This window comes from Rhodopirellula islandica, assembly GCF_001027925.1.
Classification (GTDB): domain Bacteria; phylum Planctomycetota; class Planctomycetia; order Pirellulales; family Pirellulaceae; genus Rhodopirellula; species Rhodopirellula islandica.
The window spans coordinates 76,713-92,534 of the sequence record NZ_LECT01000038.1 but is presented as its reverse complement, the minus strand read 5'-3'; the positions used below and the strand labels follow the sequence as shown (position 1 = coordinate 92,534).

The window sequence follows — 15,822 nt, the reverse complement described above, 5'->3', positions numbered from 1 at the left end:
TCGGGAGTCTCAGGTGGATGCGCGACACGATGGGAAATTCAAAGAGGTTGCCCTGGAAGAGCGAACCTAATCTAACCGAAACGCGGAGGCCAATTGGGGGTGTCTGTCTTGCAATGACGTGCCAAAACCAATTCACAGCATCGATCAGTAAACGCGGCCAAAGGCCACGACATGGCGGCAGGCTTTCGACATTCGCGTCAGCCGACGAAAATCCGCTCCGCGGTTGTGCCTCCTCATTTGAGTCGCGGCGCGACGGCATCCGGCCAGCCTTGGGTTTCAACCCAAGGACCATCAGCGCCCAGCCATCTCCCCAGTCGCGGCGCGACGACAGTTGATCGCGTTTCGCAACCACCTGTCGCCACTCCGCGGCTTTTCAAATGGGGCGGCACAACTCAAACCTCGGGTTGAAACCCGAGGCTGGCAGATTTCACCGCTCCGCGGTTGCGTCTCCTCATTTCAGTCGCGGCGCGACGGCATCCGGCCAGCCTTGGGTTTCAACCCAAGGACCATCAGCGCCCAACCATCTCCCCAGTCGCGGCGCGACGACAGTTGATCGCGTTTCGCAACCACCTGTCGCCACTCCGCGGCTTTTCAAATGGGGCGGCACAACTCAAACCTCGGGTTGAAACCCGAGGCTGACAGATTTCACCGCTCCGCGGTTGCGCCGCGATGACGACTCACGGAAGTCTTGGGTTCAGGGCAGGTCGCTGAATTTGACCGTTGAAATGATGAAATCGTCCAGCGTCAGATAGCTGGTTTCGGCGGCTGCAAAACTGGAATCGCCGCCGCCGTGAAACGGTGCCACGAACATCGATTCCGTTTTTCCGCGACCCTTGGTTCCAAATCGTAGGTCGCTTCGATCGACCACCAGCCTTGGCGGTTCGCCGTTCTCACTGGCCCACACTTGCAAGATGCCGTTTGGGTCGCTGCCCGTGTTTGTCTTGACACGCTGCGTGAGCGTGTAGTCGACACCGGTTTGAAACTTGAAACCCAGCTTCACGACGTCTCCGTACTTGCTGCGTTGATCCATGTGGTACAGATACATCGCGGCCTCCTGTTCACGATCCCAGATGAAGCGGGACGTGTAGCCTTGCCCTTCTCGCGGAACGTTTCCGCCACTCCAATGAGCACCACTTCCCAGCCCCACAATTTTCCCCGTTTTGACGAAGGAGAACCCTGGTTCGAAACGGATGGTCACCCGTTGGCAAATTTCGTCGTGTGTCCCAATGGAAACAGCGGCGTTGCCGCCCGTGTGTTGGTGACCGAACTTTCCCTTGGGAAACTTCAGCCGGAGTTGATGGTCACCATGATGATCGATGATCTCCGCTCGACCGTGATAATTCGCCCACAGGACTTTGCCCCAGTCGCGGTCGGCTTTGAAGGTGACGTCTGTGTAGGGACCGATCGATTCATCGGAGAAGTCATTGCTAAGAATGATTGCTCCCCCGACCGACACGGATTTCGATTCGTTTGTCTGTGGTTGGTCCGCACGGAGTTCTCCGCCTTGGTCGATCGCTGCCGTCATGCAAACGAAGCAGAGCGTGGCAAGCTTCAGGGCTGTCTCGGAGTGGTGATTTGCGTGCACGAAGAAAGTTTCCATGGTGTTCGGAGTTTGTGCTCCAACAAGCCACACGAGGATTTGACGCCCGATTCCTCGCAGACTTGCTTGGAGATGGCGTTTCTTCGCTCTGTGGCCAAAGGCAGAGTCAAACTCGTCGTGTTTGGGTTGCGGGTCGCATCATAGTGTCATCGGGATGGTGTCATCCACTTGTCGGGGCCCGCAACCAGTCGCGGAGCGACGACAGCCGAAAGCCTTGGGTTTTCAACCCAAGGTCAACCGTCGACACCCAGGCCCCCAAGTCGCGGAGCGACGGCAGTTGTTTGCCGCCCGTCGCCAGGCGATTCCCATTTCACGTGCCCGTGCGATGGTTTTCTAAACCTGTCGACCACAGTGTCCGTAAGGTGCCTGTCCGTAAGGTGCCAGCCACTTTTCGGGTTCCTTTGGATTTTGAGGGTCGCGTCTTCTGCCGGAATTCACTTCGTTCGGTCCGTCTTCCTTGAGCGGTGATAATGTGGCGTCGGCTTCTAGCCTGTGTTCCGCGCAATCACAGGCTGGAAGCCTATGCCACTTGATTTTCGCTCTGTCCTTACTTCTTGTTTGATCCGGCGAACCGTTGGAGATATTTGCTGAGCTTGAGCTTTTTGCGGGTGCTGTCGCTGGTCATGTAGCGGACGCTGCCGAAGACGGGACGCTTGGGACCCCAGGCTCGGTCGGTGCGTCCGAGCACCCAAAGGATGCCGCAGTACGAGTTTGGATCGCGACCGTCCAAGCCATACTTGTTGTTCAGGTGGACCATGAACTCGAGGGCTTCTTCGGGCGTCCTTGTCCAATGCAAAATCTTCTTTCCCCACAGCATTCGCATGTAGTTGTGCATCTCGCCGGTTGCCACCAATTCACGCTGCGCCGCGTTCCAAAGCTCATCGTGCGTCTCGGCATTCTCAAACTCCGACAGCGTGTAGAGATGGGGCCGCTCGTCATCACGCGTTTCATTCAACGTCTTCTTCGCCCAGTCCGGCAATGATTCCAATGAGTCGTAGGTGTCTGGGTTTTGGAACGACCAGTTGAATCCGATCTCTCGCCAGGTCAGCAACTGATCGAGCAAGGCTTCCGCGTTTTCGCCGACATTCCAAAAGCCATGGTTCTTGCCGTTGGGTGGGGACGTTTGGTCGGCGGACCAGCCCTCGTGTTCCAGCAACGAAGAAACCATCTCGTGCACTGAAATGTGACCGAAGTGAAGGTGAGGGCTCAGGCCCGTCGTGGCGTGTTCATCGGGTTGGTTGCGGTCGTCGTTGTAGCGAGACAGTTTCTTGTTCAAAAATTCGTGCCAGCGACGGGAGGCTTCCACCGTTCCGCCGGGGGTCGCTTGGGACGGACGAACCGAATGATCGATCGGGATTTCCGACAAGCCATTTTCGCGGAGCAGTTTTTCGAGATTCGCGGCCGGCCATTTGGAAAGGATCTTGGACGACAGCAATTCCTTTCGACGCTCGGCCATCGATTCGCCATCGGGGCAGGGCAGGGCAGGGCGGTCGTCCGGGGCCAACGGGTTTGCAAGTGGCAAATGTTCGAGAGCGGGCAGGATGTTCTTCTGCATGAACCGCCGGTAGCTGTGTGCGACCGTGTAAGTCTTCTCCGCCGCTCGCAGGGGGAGCACGCCGTTGGAGTCGATCAATTCCAAGCGGGCGGGCAGTTTGTCTTTGACGGCGTCGATCATGCGGGGCAGAAAGAAGCACGGGTATTCGTCGGTGACGACCGTGCACGCTCGTTTGGCCAAACGATGAAGCAGTGGCGAGCCGGCTCCCGGACGCGGTTCGACGTACGGGTAGTAGACGACCGGCAATGATTCGGCGGCGGCCGCGTTGTCTCGCATGCCTTCGATGATGAATCGGTGGATCCGGTCGCTGGCCCATTCGTAGCGAACTCGCAGGGGTTCGAAGATCAGCAGCGGTTTCTCGTATTCGAGTGCCCGGTCGATCGCGTGCTGCAACGCGAAATTCCAGTGCAGTCGCCGCTGGGCGATCATCCAGTAGACGACGAAATCGCCTTCGTGCCGGGGTGGGTGGTCGTTGGCGAATTGATGACGCTGGGGAGGGAGCGTGGGAGTCATGGTCAGCGGTCATGGGAATGGGATGTCGTCAGTTCGGCGGTTGGCTAGTAGAGTGTGCTGACTCGCCAAGGGCCATGCAATTTTGTCGCGACGACGTTCAACCTATCGAATTCTCGCTGTCTGCTTGCTGATCGGGTATCTGCTCGCATCGGTGGCTTATGTGTGGGGGGCTGCGCTCTGGGTGACCCGTTGGCACCCTCATTTCCGGGTGACCGATCTGTTGTTGCCACGAGCCAATGACGTGGTCCTCTTCACGTTTTTTCTGGTGGTTGGGGCCAGCGTCGGCAGTTTCTTGAATGTGGTCGTGTGGCGATTGCCTCAGCGTTTGAACGTCAACGGCCATTCATTCTGCCCGCGATGTCGCAACCAGCTTCGAGCTCGTGACAATGTGCCGATTTTCGGTTGGCTGTGGTTGAGCGGGCGTTGCCGAGACTGCCGGCTTCCCATTTCGTCTCGTTATCCGATCGTTGAAACGTTGGTCGGGATCACGTTCGCGGTGGTGGGGACAACCGAATTGACGCGTTGGAGTCTGCCCTACGTGGGTGATTCCGTGCGGCCGAATTGGTTGTCGACCCCGTTCGTTGACGCGGATTTGTTGACGCTGATTTTGTATCACGTGGTGGCGCTGGCGACCGCCTGGGCGGCGGGGCTGATCCGGTTCGACGGGAATCCTTTGCCACCTCGATTGACATTGTTCGCGGCGGTGACGCTGATCGGCGGGATGTTCGCATTGCCGCAGGCGATGGTGGTTCCGTGGCAGCTTGTTGGCGATTCAATGCCATCGATGGTTGGTTCTTGGCCGCCGACCGGATGGATGACGACCGGTGGTGACTGGTCCGTGACCTTGGTCCAGATTGGATTGCGGTTGTTGACGTCGCTGGTGGCGGCGGGCTTCTTTGCTCGCGTGCTGGCGAAGAGCTTTTGTCCTTCGGCGGACATGAAGATGGACCCGCTCGGTTCATCAACGCGGCGGCTGGTTGATTTGATGGTCTTGATCGCGGTCCCAGCGATCGTGGTGGGCTGGCAAGCGGTGATGGGGGTGATTCTGATCGCGGCGATTTTAGCGAAGATTCTCGAGATGTTTGCATTCGCTCAGTCCCGTGATTCCTTGGGCCGTTTTGCGGTCAGTTTGCCGGTTGCGACGAGCGTGCAATTGTTGCTGTGGCGGGGGCTGGTGGCGTCCCACGTTTGGCCCAGCGAGCAGGCATCGCAACTTGGTTTGATTGTTTCGTTTTTCGGGGTTCTAGCGATTCCGTTGTGGTTGGATGAAAACGGGGAATCGCTCGCTCCAATGGGCGATGAGAAGGATATCGGCGAAATCGCGGACCATTTCGATGAGGACGTTCGGTAGGCTCCGGCGTTGGGGAATGCCCCAAAATGCTTTGCAACAGGGCGACTCGTTTGAGTTAAACTGATCACCCAGCGAACGATCATCAAGTTGAGGGGAAGTGGACGCAGCCAACTCGAACCGAAACGAAAACGCCACGGCGAATCCTGCGTCGGCGGACGAAGTGGCGCTGATCGAAGCGGCGTTGTCGGGTGACGCGTCCGCGTTTGAGAGCTTGGTGATCCGTCACCAGGACCGGCTGCATCACGCCATGATCCACGTCACCGGTTCGGTTCACGATGCCGAGGAAGTGACGCAAGAGGCTTTCATTCGGGCGTTCATCAAACTGGACACGTTTCAGCAAAACAGCCAGTTTTTCACGTGGCTGTATCGGGTCGCCTTCAACATCGCGTTGTCGCGAAAGCGGCGTCAGAAGGTTCGTCTGTCGCTGGACCAGCAACGTGAAGAAATCGGCGAAGAAGTCGTTTGTGGGGGCGAGGCCGTGGATGCGAACATGATTCGCCAGGACGACGTTTCGTTGGTGCAAGTGGCTCTGCAGCAACTCAGCGATCAGCACCGCAGCATTCTTGTCTTGCGAGAAATGGAGGAATCTTCTTATGAGGAAATGGCGGAGATTTTGGAGCTGTCCATTGGCACCGTTCGCAGCCGTTTGAACCGGGCTCGCAAACAATTGCGGTTGGCGATTGAACAGCTGCGAGAACCCGAGTCAGAATCTTCGGGCGAACCAGGTCCCTGACACTTCTTTCCCGTTCATGGCTTACGAGGGAGACAACCATGGTCGATCCCACGCCTCAACGAAGCGTAGGCAGTCACTTCGATGTTGTGCACGATGCGCGTGGTGGTTCGGGCACAGCACGTACGAATTTGGGGGCGGATGGCACGCCGGGAAACCCGCGTCCGTTCTTGGGCATTCAGTTTCGGTGTTGCCAAACCTACGGTCGCATCTACCGAAATGATCAGCAGACCGCTTACCGGGGTGGATGCCCCAAATGTGGCGCTCGGGTGGAGGTGCCGATTGGCAGTGGGGGGACGAACAAGCGGTTTTTCACAGCTGGCTGAGTTTGGGAACGGTTTGTGACACGCGGTCTCTTGGCAGGCTGTTCAACCCGAATTGTGTGGATTTATCCACAAAATCGGAAAAAACCTGCCGGCTAGGCCTCGTTACAACCGAAACAGTCCATAGCACCGATCGGACCGGCTGTTGGCTGGTCCTTTTTTTCCGCGAGTAACGCGGTCGGTGAATGACACCTCACAAAGGACTGTAGGGAGGCATTTCCATGCGACGCAAATATTTTGGACTGGCGCTGGCCGCGATCGCCACGCTGGGGCCTGCTCAGGCCTTTGGCGGTGATCGCGAGATCGCACAACAAGTCATGCAGCGGCTCAAAGTCAGCCGTGATGCAGGTCAACTGAAGAACTTCAACCTTGACATGAAAGTCAATGACGGAGTGGTCGTGTTCCGCGGCACCGTCGATGGCACCGAGCAACAAGACCTGGTCTTGGCGGCTTTGAAGGATGTCGATGGCGTTGTCAATGTTGTCAACGAACTCGAAGTTCTCGAAGCAAAGCTTTACAAGCCCAAGGCCGCTGCGATTGCAGCGGTGAAGCCTGCGGAAGCGTTCGACTTCAAGGGAGCTTTGGAAACCGAAGTTCAAGAAGTGGTTCCTGGTTCGGTGGCACCTGTTGCCGGCGAAGAAGCCGCTGACTCGCAAACCCGCACTGTTGCGGCTTGGGAAGATGCTGGTGGAGAAGCCGGTTCGGACGAAGCGATCACTCGTTCCGTCGCCGCTGCCTTGGGCAAAGCGAAGTCCGTCGGTCACCTGAAAGACTTCGGTGTGGACGTCAACGCTTACGACGGCATCGTGGAGATCACCGGCGAAGCTGCTTCGGCATCCCAGCGAAAACTGATCGCTGAAATCGCCCGTCATGCTCCTGGAGCACGCGGCGTCCGCGATCTGATGACCGTCAAGGCTGGATCAAACCCAGGCTTGGTTGCCACGCCTGCCACGCATCGCACCGGTGGGTTGCAGCCTTTGCCACCTGCCAATCGTCAGGTCCAAGCTCGTCCCGTTTCGTACGGGCAAATGGGCGGCCAAGTGGGCGGACAAGTGATCAATGGCGAAATGGTTGTTCCCGGCAGCATGATGACTCATGGAGCCGCCGGCATGCAGGGAGCACCAGCACCGATGGCTCAGGCACCGATGATGGGACAACCTGTTCCCATGGCGCCTGCCGCACCTGCCGGAGCACCTCGCTACGACACCCCGAACTTGCCGAACTACGCTTGGCCAGGCTACGCAGCCTATCCGAACTACGCCGCACTGACGTACCCACAGCAGTACAGCCCATCGGCGTTCCCCTACATCGGACCTTTCTACCCCTACCCACAAGTTCCTTTGGGATGGCGGAAAGTGTCGCTCGAATGGGATGACGGCTGGTGGTTCTTGGACTTCACTGACAAGTAGTCTGATAGGTGATCCAACGGATCACCTGAACAGAACGAATGAACGAAAAACCCTCGCAAGTTCTCTTGCGAGGGTTTTTTCGTTGTTGGAAGTAAATTGGCGGAACGCTTGAAATCAAAGAAATAAAGGAACTGTTACGGCGAAAAGGCATCAGAAATGGAGATGCCAGCGGTTGGAATCGGATGCCTGTTCGGCGCGATTTCATGGGCGCCGCGAGTTTTGCTGACTGATAAAATTGTGTTGCACTGCATGATGCTCGGTCGCGGTGCACTCACTCGATCCATTCTTGATTTTGGTGGCTGGAATGAAGGGCGACTCCCTTTTTGAACGTTTGGTTTTGTCGCTGGTATTCCTCTTGTGTTTGGGGGCGTCAGCTCACGCTCAATTGCCGAGCGGCCTGAACCCGTCCGCGATCGCCGATGGTGCCAAAATTGTTCTGACGGCCCGAGTGAACGATGCCCCGAAGGTCACGGAAGCACGGGAGTGGCAATTGCAGGATCGAGAACCGATTCAAGGACGATTGGTCCAATGGATTGGTCCAGACGATTGGATCCATCTTGAGGTACGCAGTCGAAAGTTCCAGTCGTTTCCGTTGAGGCAGTTCAGTGACTCCGATCGCGAATTCATTGAAAAGACGTTGGAACCTTGGCGTTCTTTGGTGGACCGGCTTCGCGAGGCGTTTCCCATTCGCGACGAAGGTGGCAAGGCGTGGATGCAAGGTGACCGGGAACTGAACAACGCGTCTCTGTTGTTGGTCGAAGACGACATCTCGTATTGGAACATTCAACAACAGTTGATTGCCATTCCGCTGGCGTCATTCCGGGGCGAACAACGTGATCTGATGCGCGAGCGTCTGAACGTTCTCGACAAGTTGTCGAAATGGCAGACCGCGGTTCCTGGGGTGGAGTTTCGAGCCGCATTGCTTGGCCAAGTGAACGACGCCTTTGTCTTCGGACGCATTTGGAAGCCATATGCTTCGCACCCCGTGATGGCTCGATTTCGTGTTCGCAAAAGCATGCTCGCGGAAGCTGATCGCGAACGAGCGGCGGATTGGTTGCAGACTGGAAAAGTGAAACAGGTACCAGGCCTCGAGCAAACCGATCTTTGGTGTTGGCCTGGGCGACTGGGGATGCTCGGACCTGGGAAGCCGCTTGAAATCGTCGAAGATGAGTCGGATCCTTCCAAGAGCAAGGTTTCATGGTTCGTGCCTGATCATCGACCCGAACGAGCTCGATTTCGGAAGTTTCGGATCAAACGCTGGGAGTCGCTCGGTTCGTTCACCGGTCCTTCGGAATTGGATCTGCGGCGTGTGCTCTTGGAAAGGAAGATGAATGAGCTTGATGAAGAGGTTTCCCCTGAGCAGATTGCCAAGTCATGGGACGAACAACGGCAAGAACTGGTCGATTCCAATCCGTTCCGCTACCTCAATACGTGCGGGGCTTGGCGACTCAAGGACACCGCGTCCAATACCCGATTCACGGCGACGCTGATTGGCGAAGAACACCCGTATTACGTCTATCGGTTCGATGCCGAAAACTCGACGGTCGCCATCTTGAAAGCCGAATTGACAGAACCGTGGAGAGCGGCGGCTGAACAAAGCGTCCGGGGGCTGAACGAGTATTTCGAGGCTCACCCCAAGGAGAAGCGTCCCTCTTTGCATGCCGAGTATTTTCTCGTCCGACGTTCCCATTCCATGGTGTTGGCGATCAAACCATTGGAGATGACGAACGAGACCTCCTTGAAGGTCAAAATGGCCAACCGTGACACGCCGGTGGGGTTGCCTGTCGATCAACTGCATTTCGTGGACGCGATGGAAATGAAGTTGATGATGCTCGAAGCCGATCCAACCGCATCTACCAAGGGACTGCCGGAGCTTGCCAAAACCTCTCGCGAGGATCGGATCCAGTGGATCAAACTGCAGGAACATTTTGAGAAGAAGATCATTTTTGAAATGCAGCTTCCCTCTGCGAAAGCGATGGAAGACTGGTTGGCGAGCTGGCACAAACAGCCATATCGGGCTCAGGTTGGTTTCGACGGCGTTGTCGTTGGTCAACACCTTGATAGTTGGATCATGCGTGATGGGACGGTCGATTTCCTGGTTGATAGGGAGCTTTTGACAGACCGTGCCAATGAACAAGCTTCCCAACAATGGCAGGCTCTGAAGGAGCAGTTTCCTAACCAGGCCATACCGATCGCGATTCCGACTCTGCGAATCTACGGGTTAATGGGGAAGCAACCATTGCCGCCGGCAGAGGATCCAAGCTGGAACGACAGCGATCAATTCCTGTTCACCGATGAGGAGGGAAAGCGTCAGACGATCCCTGGAACAGCCTTTTCGCACCTGGAAAAGCTTGAGCTGGAGGTGCAATTGCGTTCCGAAGCCGAAGTCCGGCAAACCGTTTCAACCGACGACGAGTACGCCGCGACGCAAGAAGTCGACCAGTTTCAAGAAGTCCTCCGGGGAGAGTTGGAAGAGGAACTACGCAATCTGCCGAAGCCGCCAAGCTTTCTGACCTGGAAATTGGTGGACTCGAATCAGTTGTTTACCGCTAACTTTGACCGTTTTGACGGTGACGACGCGATCATGCGCGGGATGGTAGGCGGCCACTTCCGCATTGCACGCTCGTTGTTTGCGGAACACGATTGGAAGACAATGGAGGAGATGGCCGCCGAGTTTCGTGAGCAGGGCAAAGCAGGCAGCACAGATGGGCTGGACCCGTCCACGATCACCCATCGCGTGATTCGACGGGCCGACGGTTGGACCACTTTGCCCGCCACGCCGATCCGCGCGAATCGGTACTACATCTATTTTGAGGGCGAGAACGAATCCGTGATTCGTTTGTCTGTGGATGAACTTCATCCGGTTGACGGACCGAAGTTGCGGGGTGAGTTGTACCGACGGGAACATGGCATCGAGTGGGACGACCAGGTGGATGAGCGGTTGGCTCAACCTGTCACCGAGGATGAAGTCATTGCTCGTCCAGCCACGTTGGATGCGGAATATCGCGAGCGGTTGGAATTGCTGCGTCGTGGCTTCTCACGCCAGTGGAAAGAGACACGTTTGGCACTCAGCCCCGGGCAGACGGTGCTGCAGATGTCAGTGGACGGGGCGTTCTTGTTGATCGCAGGAAACAATCCTGCCGTGGTGGATCGAAGCGGGAACATCGTCCATCGAATTCCAAGTCGATTGGACGGACAGCACCCAGTTTATCTGTCGCCGGATGGCAATCGACTGATCGGTTTTGAACGTGGGGTGCTGACCCTTTGGGATCTGCAACAGGGAACCAAATTGGCGAGCTATCAGGCAGTGAAGCCACCCTTGGCTTCGGCGCAATCTGCCGATGGGGATCGAATCTTTTTCACGACCCACGATGGGTGGATCTACTTGTTGGACCTGGCATCGTTGGAAGTCAAGCAATCACGCATCGAGTTGCTCGATGGGGAACGAATGACTTCCGAGCTATGGTGCTCTCGCGACGGTGCGAATTTCATCGCGACCAGCAATCAAAACATGTACCTGTTGAAGGTCGATGAAACCACTGGGAAGATCGCGAATCAAGCTCAACTGACGAGGCTTCCGAAGGTCCGCGCACTGGCGGTCTTGGACAAAAGGGCCTGGGTTAGCACGGACGAGAAACCTTGGGCAATCGACTTTGGCGTCGAAGAGGGAGAGGTGGTTCATGCCACTCGTCGGCTGAGCATCGTTCCTTACTGGATGGACAACGTTCCCGTCGAAGAAGGACTCTCGCAGATTCGTGTCATGGGGATGCTGCCAGGATTGGCGGGCTCCCCAGATCCTTTTGCCTTCATCGCGAACTTCGATTTGAATGGCGATCGGATGGGGATGGTTGAGTACGTGAACTGTGACTTGACTCAACCGGCCATGATCGCGGCGAGTGGAAAGGCGATGGTATTTCGTCGAGGTGATGAGTGGATTCATGCCGCCGCTCCGGAACGCATCCGTGCGTCTCGGATCCTTCGAGTGTTGGCGGAGGATTTGGTGGACCGCGACCAGATCGATCAGTTGGACGCTGCGTTTGCGTATCTGCGAACACCCGCGATCGCGGCGGTCAGTGAATACCCCGATGAATTGAGCGAGGAGTTTCTAAGTGCGCTGGACATCGTGTCCAAAGAATATGGCTGGGTGCACGGTGGCGATGCTCGAATCCGCAAAGAGTTGTGGCTGAAGCGAGCCGGGGAACGGATGCCGCGGTCTATCGTGATTCCCATGCTGCGTGCTCAGCATCATCGAGACCTGGCTTGGGAGGCTCGCGGAACCGGTTTTGTGAACACGGTTTCGAAGGATGACATGCGAGTTTTTCATGAACAGTTGGGTGTCGCACTGGAACACCTCAAACCGCTGCTGAAAAAACAGCAACCTGCCACACGTGTGTTCTCCCTTGCGCTCGGGATTTCAATGGGATTGTCCGCCCCAAAGAGTGCCGTGGGTGAGCTGACTCGGCGTGCCATGCAAAGTCCCGCCAAGGGGAGTTTGTCCGTGCACTCTTCGGCGGTGACGTATTTGTTGCCGCGTTGGTACGGCAACCCCGGCGATTTCGAAAACTACATTGAGGCGGTCTGCGATCAACTGGGCGGTGCCGAGGGCGACGCGATGTACAGTCGGTTGATGGTCAGCACAGCGAGGTTCTATCCGCGTGGGCAACCCGCCAGTGATTTCATGCGAGTCGATCCCGAACGGGTGTTGGCCGGAATGGATGCGTACTACGCCAAAGAAAAGACAAGCGTCCATTGGTTCGAATTGGCAGAAGAGTTCTTCCAGCGGGAAGCGGATGCCGAGCGACTGTCCAAGCTCCGGCAGTTGATACAACGTCACCGGATCTATTTATTCAAATGGTCGCGATGAATACAAAATTCTGTTGACGTGGAAAAGTGTCAACGCGAAACCAGGTGAAGTCGTGTTTTCAGACGAACGGTTTTTTCGTTTGATGGAGAGTGAAGAACGGATTGATTGAGAAGAGAGCGTATCGTGACTCGAAGTCGTGATGGCTCAATCTTCATCGCATGCGCACTTTGCAGGTGAGAACCCCGCCCGCGGAGCAGGAGGGGTCGGAAAGCGAGCGTTCAGCGAGATTTCCGGGGGAGGGCGATCCTGGGCTGTCAAAAGGTTGGTATTGACACGGAAAATGCGACGTTGATTTTGGTCTGTCCTACGCCCCAACGGGGCAGCTCTAAGATAGCCCCAGGCATCGCCTGGGGTTTCGTGACGGAGATTCCGACACCAGCCCCAACGGGGCGGCCCTAAGAAAGACTCCCCAAAACCCGCTAGGACCGCCCCGTTGGGGCTTTGTAATCTTGGTCCCGCCACACCCAGGGCGTTGCCCTGGGCTGGCATAGGGCTGCCCCGTTGGGGCGAAGTCGAGGAACAAAAGCTGCGCAGCCCAAAGCGGTGTCAATACCGACCTTTTGACAGTCCAGGGCAATCCGCGCCGCTTCCCATGCTCGGCCCCCTCCCTCACGTACGCCTGAACGGCGTCGCGCGACCTCCCCAAAAACTTCGTTTCGAGAGAGGTCCTCAAATGCTGGAACCCGCTGAAACGAGGCCAAAAAGCCGGTTTGCTGTGAATCGCCCCCTCACCCGAACAGGGCCTCCATCGACCTGTTCGACCTCTCCCCCTGCAAAGCTGAGGGAGAGGTGACTTGTTGATGCGAGGCAGAAACTTGCGCGCACCAGAAACGCTGCAACCCCAAAGATTGAACAGCGCAGGGCTGGCCTCATCGGATCTCGGTGGTGTTACGGCAGGCGTGTTCCCAAGTGGTCGCCCATGCGAGCGTAGAGTTCGCGGTGTTGGCGTGAGTTTTCAATGAGGTCCGCATCGAATTGGATTCGGCCTGGTTCAAACAGGACCATCGTCGAGGAACCGCCAAATCGAAAGTAGCCTTTTTCGTCACCCTTTGAAATGGCTTGGCCGGGTGAGTAGGTTTGGCAGATGCTGCCGACACAGGTGGCACCAATCTCCAGCAACAACACCGTTCCAAAGGACTCCGTCTCGAGCGGCGTGAGGCAGCGTTTGTTGCTGGTCAGAATGTGAATGTTCTGACGCAAGGCAATTGGATTGACGGAATACAGCGGTCCGTTGATCAAGCGGCTCTCGCCAGGCACGCCGGCGGCGGGAAAGTGAAATCGGTGATAGTCGACCGGGCACAGTCGCGAAAGCAGCAGGCTGCCGCTCGCGTAGCGATCCGCGAGGGCAGAGTCTTGCAGCAGTGTCGGCAGATCGAACATCTCGCCTTTGACAAACAGCCCTTCGCATTTCGATAGGTCGGGAACGCAAAGATGCCGGCCGTCCGCGGGGAAGACCACCGAGTTCGGATCCCCATCGATCGGGCGAGCTTCGGGTTTCAGCTTGCGAAAGAAGAACTCGTTGAAGTTGGCGAACTCACCCACGTCACGCACGAACTCATCCGCATCGAGTTCATAGTCTTGGATGAACGGAGCGATCTTGTCGCGTGTCTTCGGTTGGTCCATTCGCCAACCGTACCAATGCGAGAACAGCGTTCGTTTCACAACCAAGGAAAGCGAGAGACGCCCGGCGATGCTGCCATACGTCCAACGCAATGCTTTGTCGCCATACACCTTTTCGATGCGGTCTTCGCCGGTGTATCGGTCGTGATAGACGATTTCATCCATGAGTGGTACTTGTTTGAATGGTAGTGGACGAGGCCACGAGTCCGGTCGCACGACCCACGCGTGGGATTCTATGCTTCGTCCACTACGAGAGTGAAGTTGCGATGGATCAGCGTGGCAACTGATCCCAGTCGATCGCAGGCTGCTGGTCGGCGGTGGATTCTCGCTCGAAAAGCTGGTCAAGGGCGACGGAATCGGAGAAGAAGCCACAGTTCTTCAAGAAGAAGTGATCGTCTTGGCTTCCACCGGCATAGTCCAGCCGATGACGACCGCGAGCGGTGTTGTCGCCGGTCAGTTTGGCTCGCGTGATTTCGTGCCACTCGCCGTTGACGTCACAGACCCATTGGTTGCCATAGTGAGCTGAACGTTGCAGGTGGCCTTGTTCTGGCGAGAAGTTTTCGAGGAAAGAGTGGAAGCCGGTCAGATGCTTGTCAGTCTTGGGGCGTCGGAAGCTGGCCACCAAACGCCATTCGTTCTTCGCTTTGTCGCCGAACCAAGAGGTGTACAACGTGTTGCCCTCGCCATCGGGTTTGACTTCGGTCAGGAATCGATAGGTCTTGCCGGCTTCCCAAGGGTAGCGAAAGAAGCTTTGGCCGCCGGAGCCTTCGTTGCCAAAGTCTTTGGCGATGACGTCGTCGCCTTTTGCAAGCGTCTCGACTCGGTCTTCGTCAGGGATTTCGTTGGGGTTGTCAGTGCGGAAGGGGCTCCAGATTGAAAACAGAACTCGCCGTTCTGTGGGGCTGTTGACCTGCATGCCGAAGTACCCTTCGCCGAAACCATTGGCCATGAAGTAGGTGCCCATTTGATCTTGGCCGTCGGGGACGGTGATCTCGCTGTAGGCGTACGTCAGGTCGGTTGCCTTTGGCAGGCGGTAACCCAAGTGAACCGACGGCCCGCGACGTCCCCAGTAGAACATGTTGCCGTCATTGGTCTGGATGTAGTCGAGTTGCAGATCGTCGTTGGAGGGCGTGACGACCAAGTCGGCGATGTTCACCGAGTGGTTGGTTTGGCCGTTCGTAGCAGCTGTCAGTTGCAGGTCGACCCGGACGTAGCCCGCTTCGGTAACTTCGATTTCGCCGAGCGGGTAAGTCTTTGCAGGTGCCGGGTGCAATTCGCAGGAGAGCTTGGTTTCGCCGATGCTCGCTTGGACCGTTGTGGGGTGGTTGCGGGCGTTGCCTTTCAGGCCAAGCTGAAGCGTGTCGCTTCCGCTGACATGGAAGTACACCGAATGGACTTCAGCAGGGTCACGGAGCTGGAGTGTGCCATCTCGACGGAGCGATCGACCGCCGGGTTCGGGTTGCGTGCGGAAGGCGTTGCCTCCCACCGGCACCGACCATTCTTTCGCGGAGGAGAGTCCGGGCGAAGACAACAAGGTTGCCAAGCTGATCACGAGCGTTGGGAGGACAAATCGACAATTCATGGTGTGGATCTTGAAGTACGGGCGGTTGGACAGAAGCCGAGGAACGTTTTCGCGAGTCAGGAAAGAGGCTGCGTTGGAATCCATTTGAGACCGGATTTCATCGAGCCCGCCACTCTTTCGCTCTTTTGTTGGGTCTCGCGACGTTCGAACCTATCCCATATCGAAACCATTCTGCAAGCAGGTGGGAAGGTGTTGCCAGCAGGGGTTTTCGAACTGCATCGAGCAGGCGACGATGGTGGCCGAAGCTGGCGGACGACATTGGTCGTCTACCAGGC

The 15,822-nt window shown here is 56.9% G+C and carries 8 protein-coding genes; 4 read left to right on the top strand and 4 right to left on the bottom strand.

Annotation, left to right across the window (positions count from 1 at the left end; translation table 11 throughout):
- Window positions 1-694: 694 nt before the first annotated feature.
- Entirely contained in the window at window positions 695-1,600 is a 906-nt protein-coding gene (locus RISK_RS18500) for a polysaccharide lyase (protein ID WP_150122626.1), read from the bottom strand.
- 547 nt (window positions 1,601-2,147) lie between these two features.
- Window positions 2,148-3,668 carry a deoxyribodipyrimidine photolyase gene (locus tag RISK_RS18490; protein ID WP_390173949.1) on the bottom strand — a complete coding sequence of 507 codons (1,521 nt, stop codon included), beginning with the start codon at window positions 3,666-3,668 and terminating at the stop codon, window positions 2,148-2,150.
- A gap of 82 nt (window positions 3,669-3,750) precedes the next feature.
- Here RISK_RS18490 and RISK_RS33450 point away from each other — a divergent pair, with 82 nt between their 5' ends.
- The 4 genes from RISK_RS33450 (at window position 3,751) to RISK_RS18465 (ending at window position 12,345) form a co-directional block, all read left to right on the top strand.
- Window positions 3,751-5,019 carry an A24 family peptidase gene (locus RISK_RS33450; RefSeq protein ID WP_315852655.1) on the top strand — a complete coding sequence of 423 codons (1,269 nt, stop codon included), beginning with the start codon at window positions 3,751-3,753 and terminating at the stop codon, window positions 5,017-5,019.
- A gap of 97 nt (window positions 5,020-5,116) precedes the next feature.
- Entirely contained in the window at window positions 5,117-5,752 is a 636-nt protein-coding gene (locus RISK_RS18480; RefSeq protein ID WP_047815804.1) for an RNA polymerase sigma factor, read from the top strand.
- Window positions 5,753-6,293: 541 nt separating this feature from the next.
- Window positions 6,294-7,481 carry a BON domain-containing protein gene (locus tag RISK_RS18470; protein WP_047815802.1) on the top strand — a complete coding sequence of 396 codons (1,188 nt, stop codon included), beginning with the start codon at window positions 6,294-6,296 and terminating at the stop codon, window positions 7,479-7,481.
- A gap of 265 nt (window positions 7,482-7,746) precedes the next feature.
- Window positions 7,747-12,345, top strand: a complete 4,599-nt coding sequence (locus RISK_RS18465; RefSeq protein WP_150122625.1) for a hypothetical protein — start codon at window positions 7,747-7,749, stop codon at window positions 12,343-12,345.
- Between the two features lie 888 nt (window positions 12,346-13,233).
- Here RISK_RS18465 and RISK_RS18460 read toward each other — a convergent pair.
- Together RISK_RS18460 and RISK_RS18455 are read right to left on the bottom strand one after the other, a co-directional pair.
- Complete coding sequence (locus tag RISK_RS18460) at window positions 13,234-14,130, bottom strand: phosphatidylserine decarboxylase (protein ID WP_047815800.1); 897 nt, start codon at window positions 14,128-14,130, stop codon at window positions 13,234-13,236.
- 106 nt (window positions 14,131-14,236) lie between these two features.
- On the bottom strand, window positions 14,237-15,631 hold the full coding sequence (locus RISK_RS18455; RefSeq protein ID WP_236696431.1) for a DUF3472 domain-containing protein: 1,395 nt from the start codon (window positions 15,629-15,631) through the stop codon (window positions 14,237-14,239).
- Window positions 15,632-15,822 lie beyond the last annotated feature (191 nt).

What these genes read in the sequence shown, in the direction of transcription:
- RISK_RS18500 (WP_150122626.1), bottom strand. Translation starts at nt 1,600, where the DNA reads ATGGAAACTTTCTTCGTGCACGCAAATCACCACTCCGAGACAGCCCTG.
- RISK_RS18490 (WP_390173949.1), bottom strand. Translation starts at nt 3,668, where the DNA reads ATGACTCCCACGCTCCCTCCCCAGCGTCATCAATTCGCCAACGACCAC.
- RISK_RS18470 (WP_047815802.1), top strand. Translation starts at nt 6,294, where the DNA reads ATGCGACGCAAATATTTTGGACTGGCGCTGGCCGCGATCGCCACGCTG.
- RISK_RS18460 (WP_047815800.1), bottom strand. Translation starts at nt 14,130, where the DNA reads ATGGATGAAATCGTCTATCACGACCGATACACCGGCGAAGACCGCATC.
- RISK_RS18455 (WP_236696431.1), bottom strand. Translation starts at nt 15,631, where the DNA reads ATGGATTCCAACGCAGCCTCTTTCCTGACTCGCGAAAACGTTCCTCGG.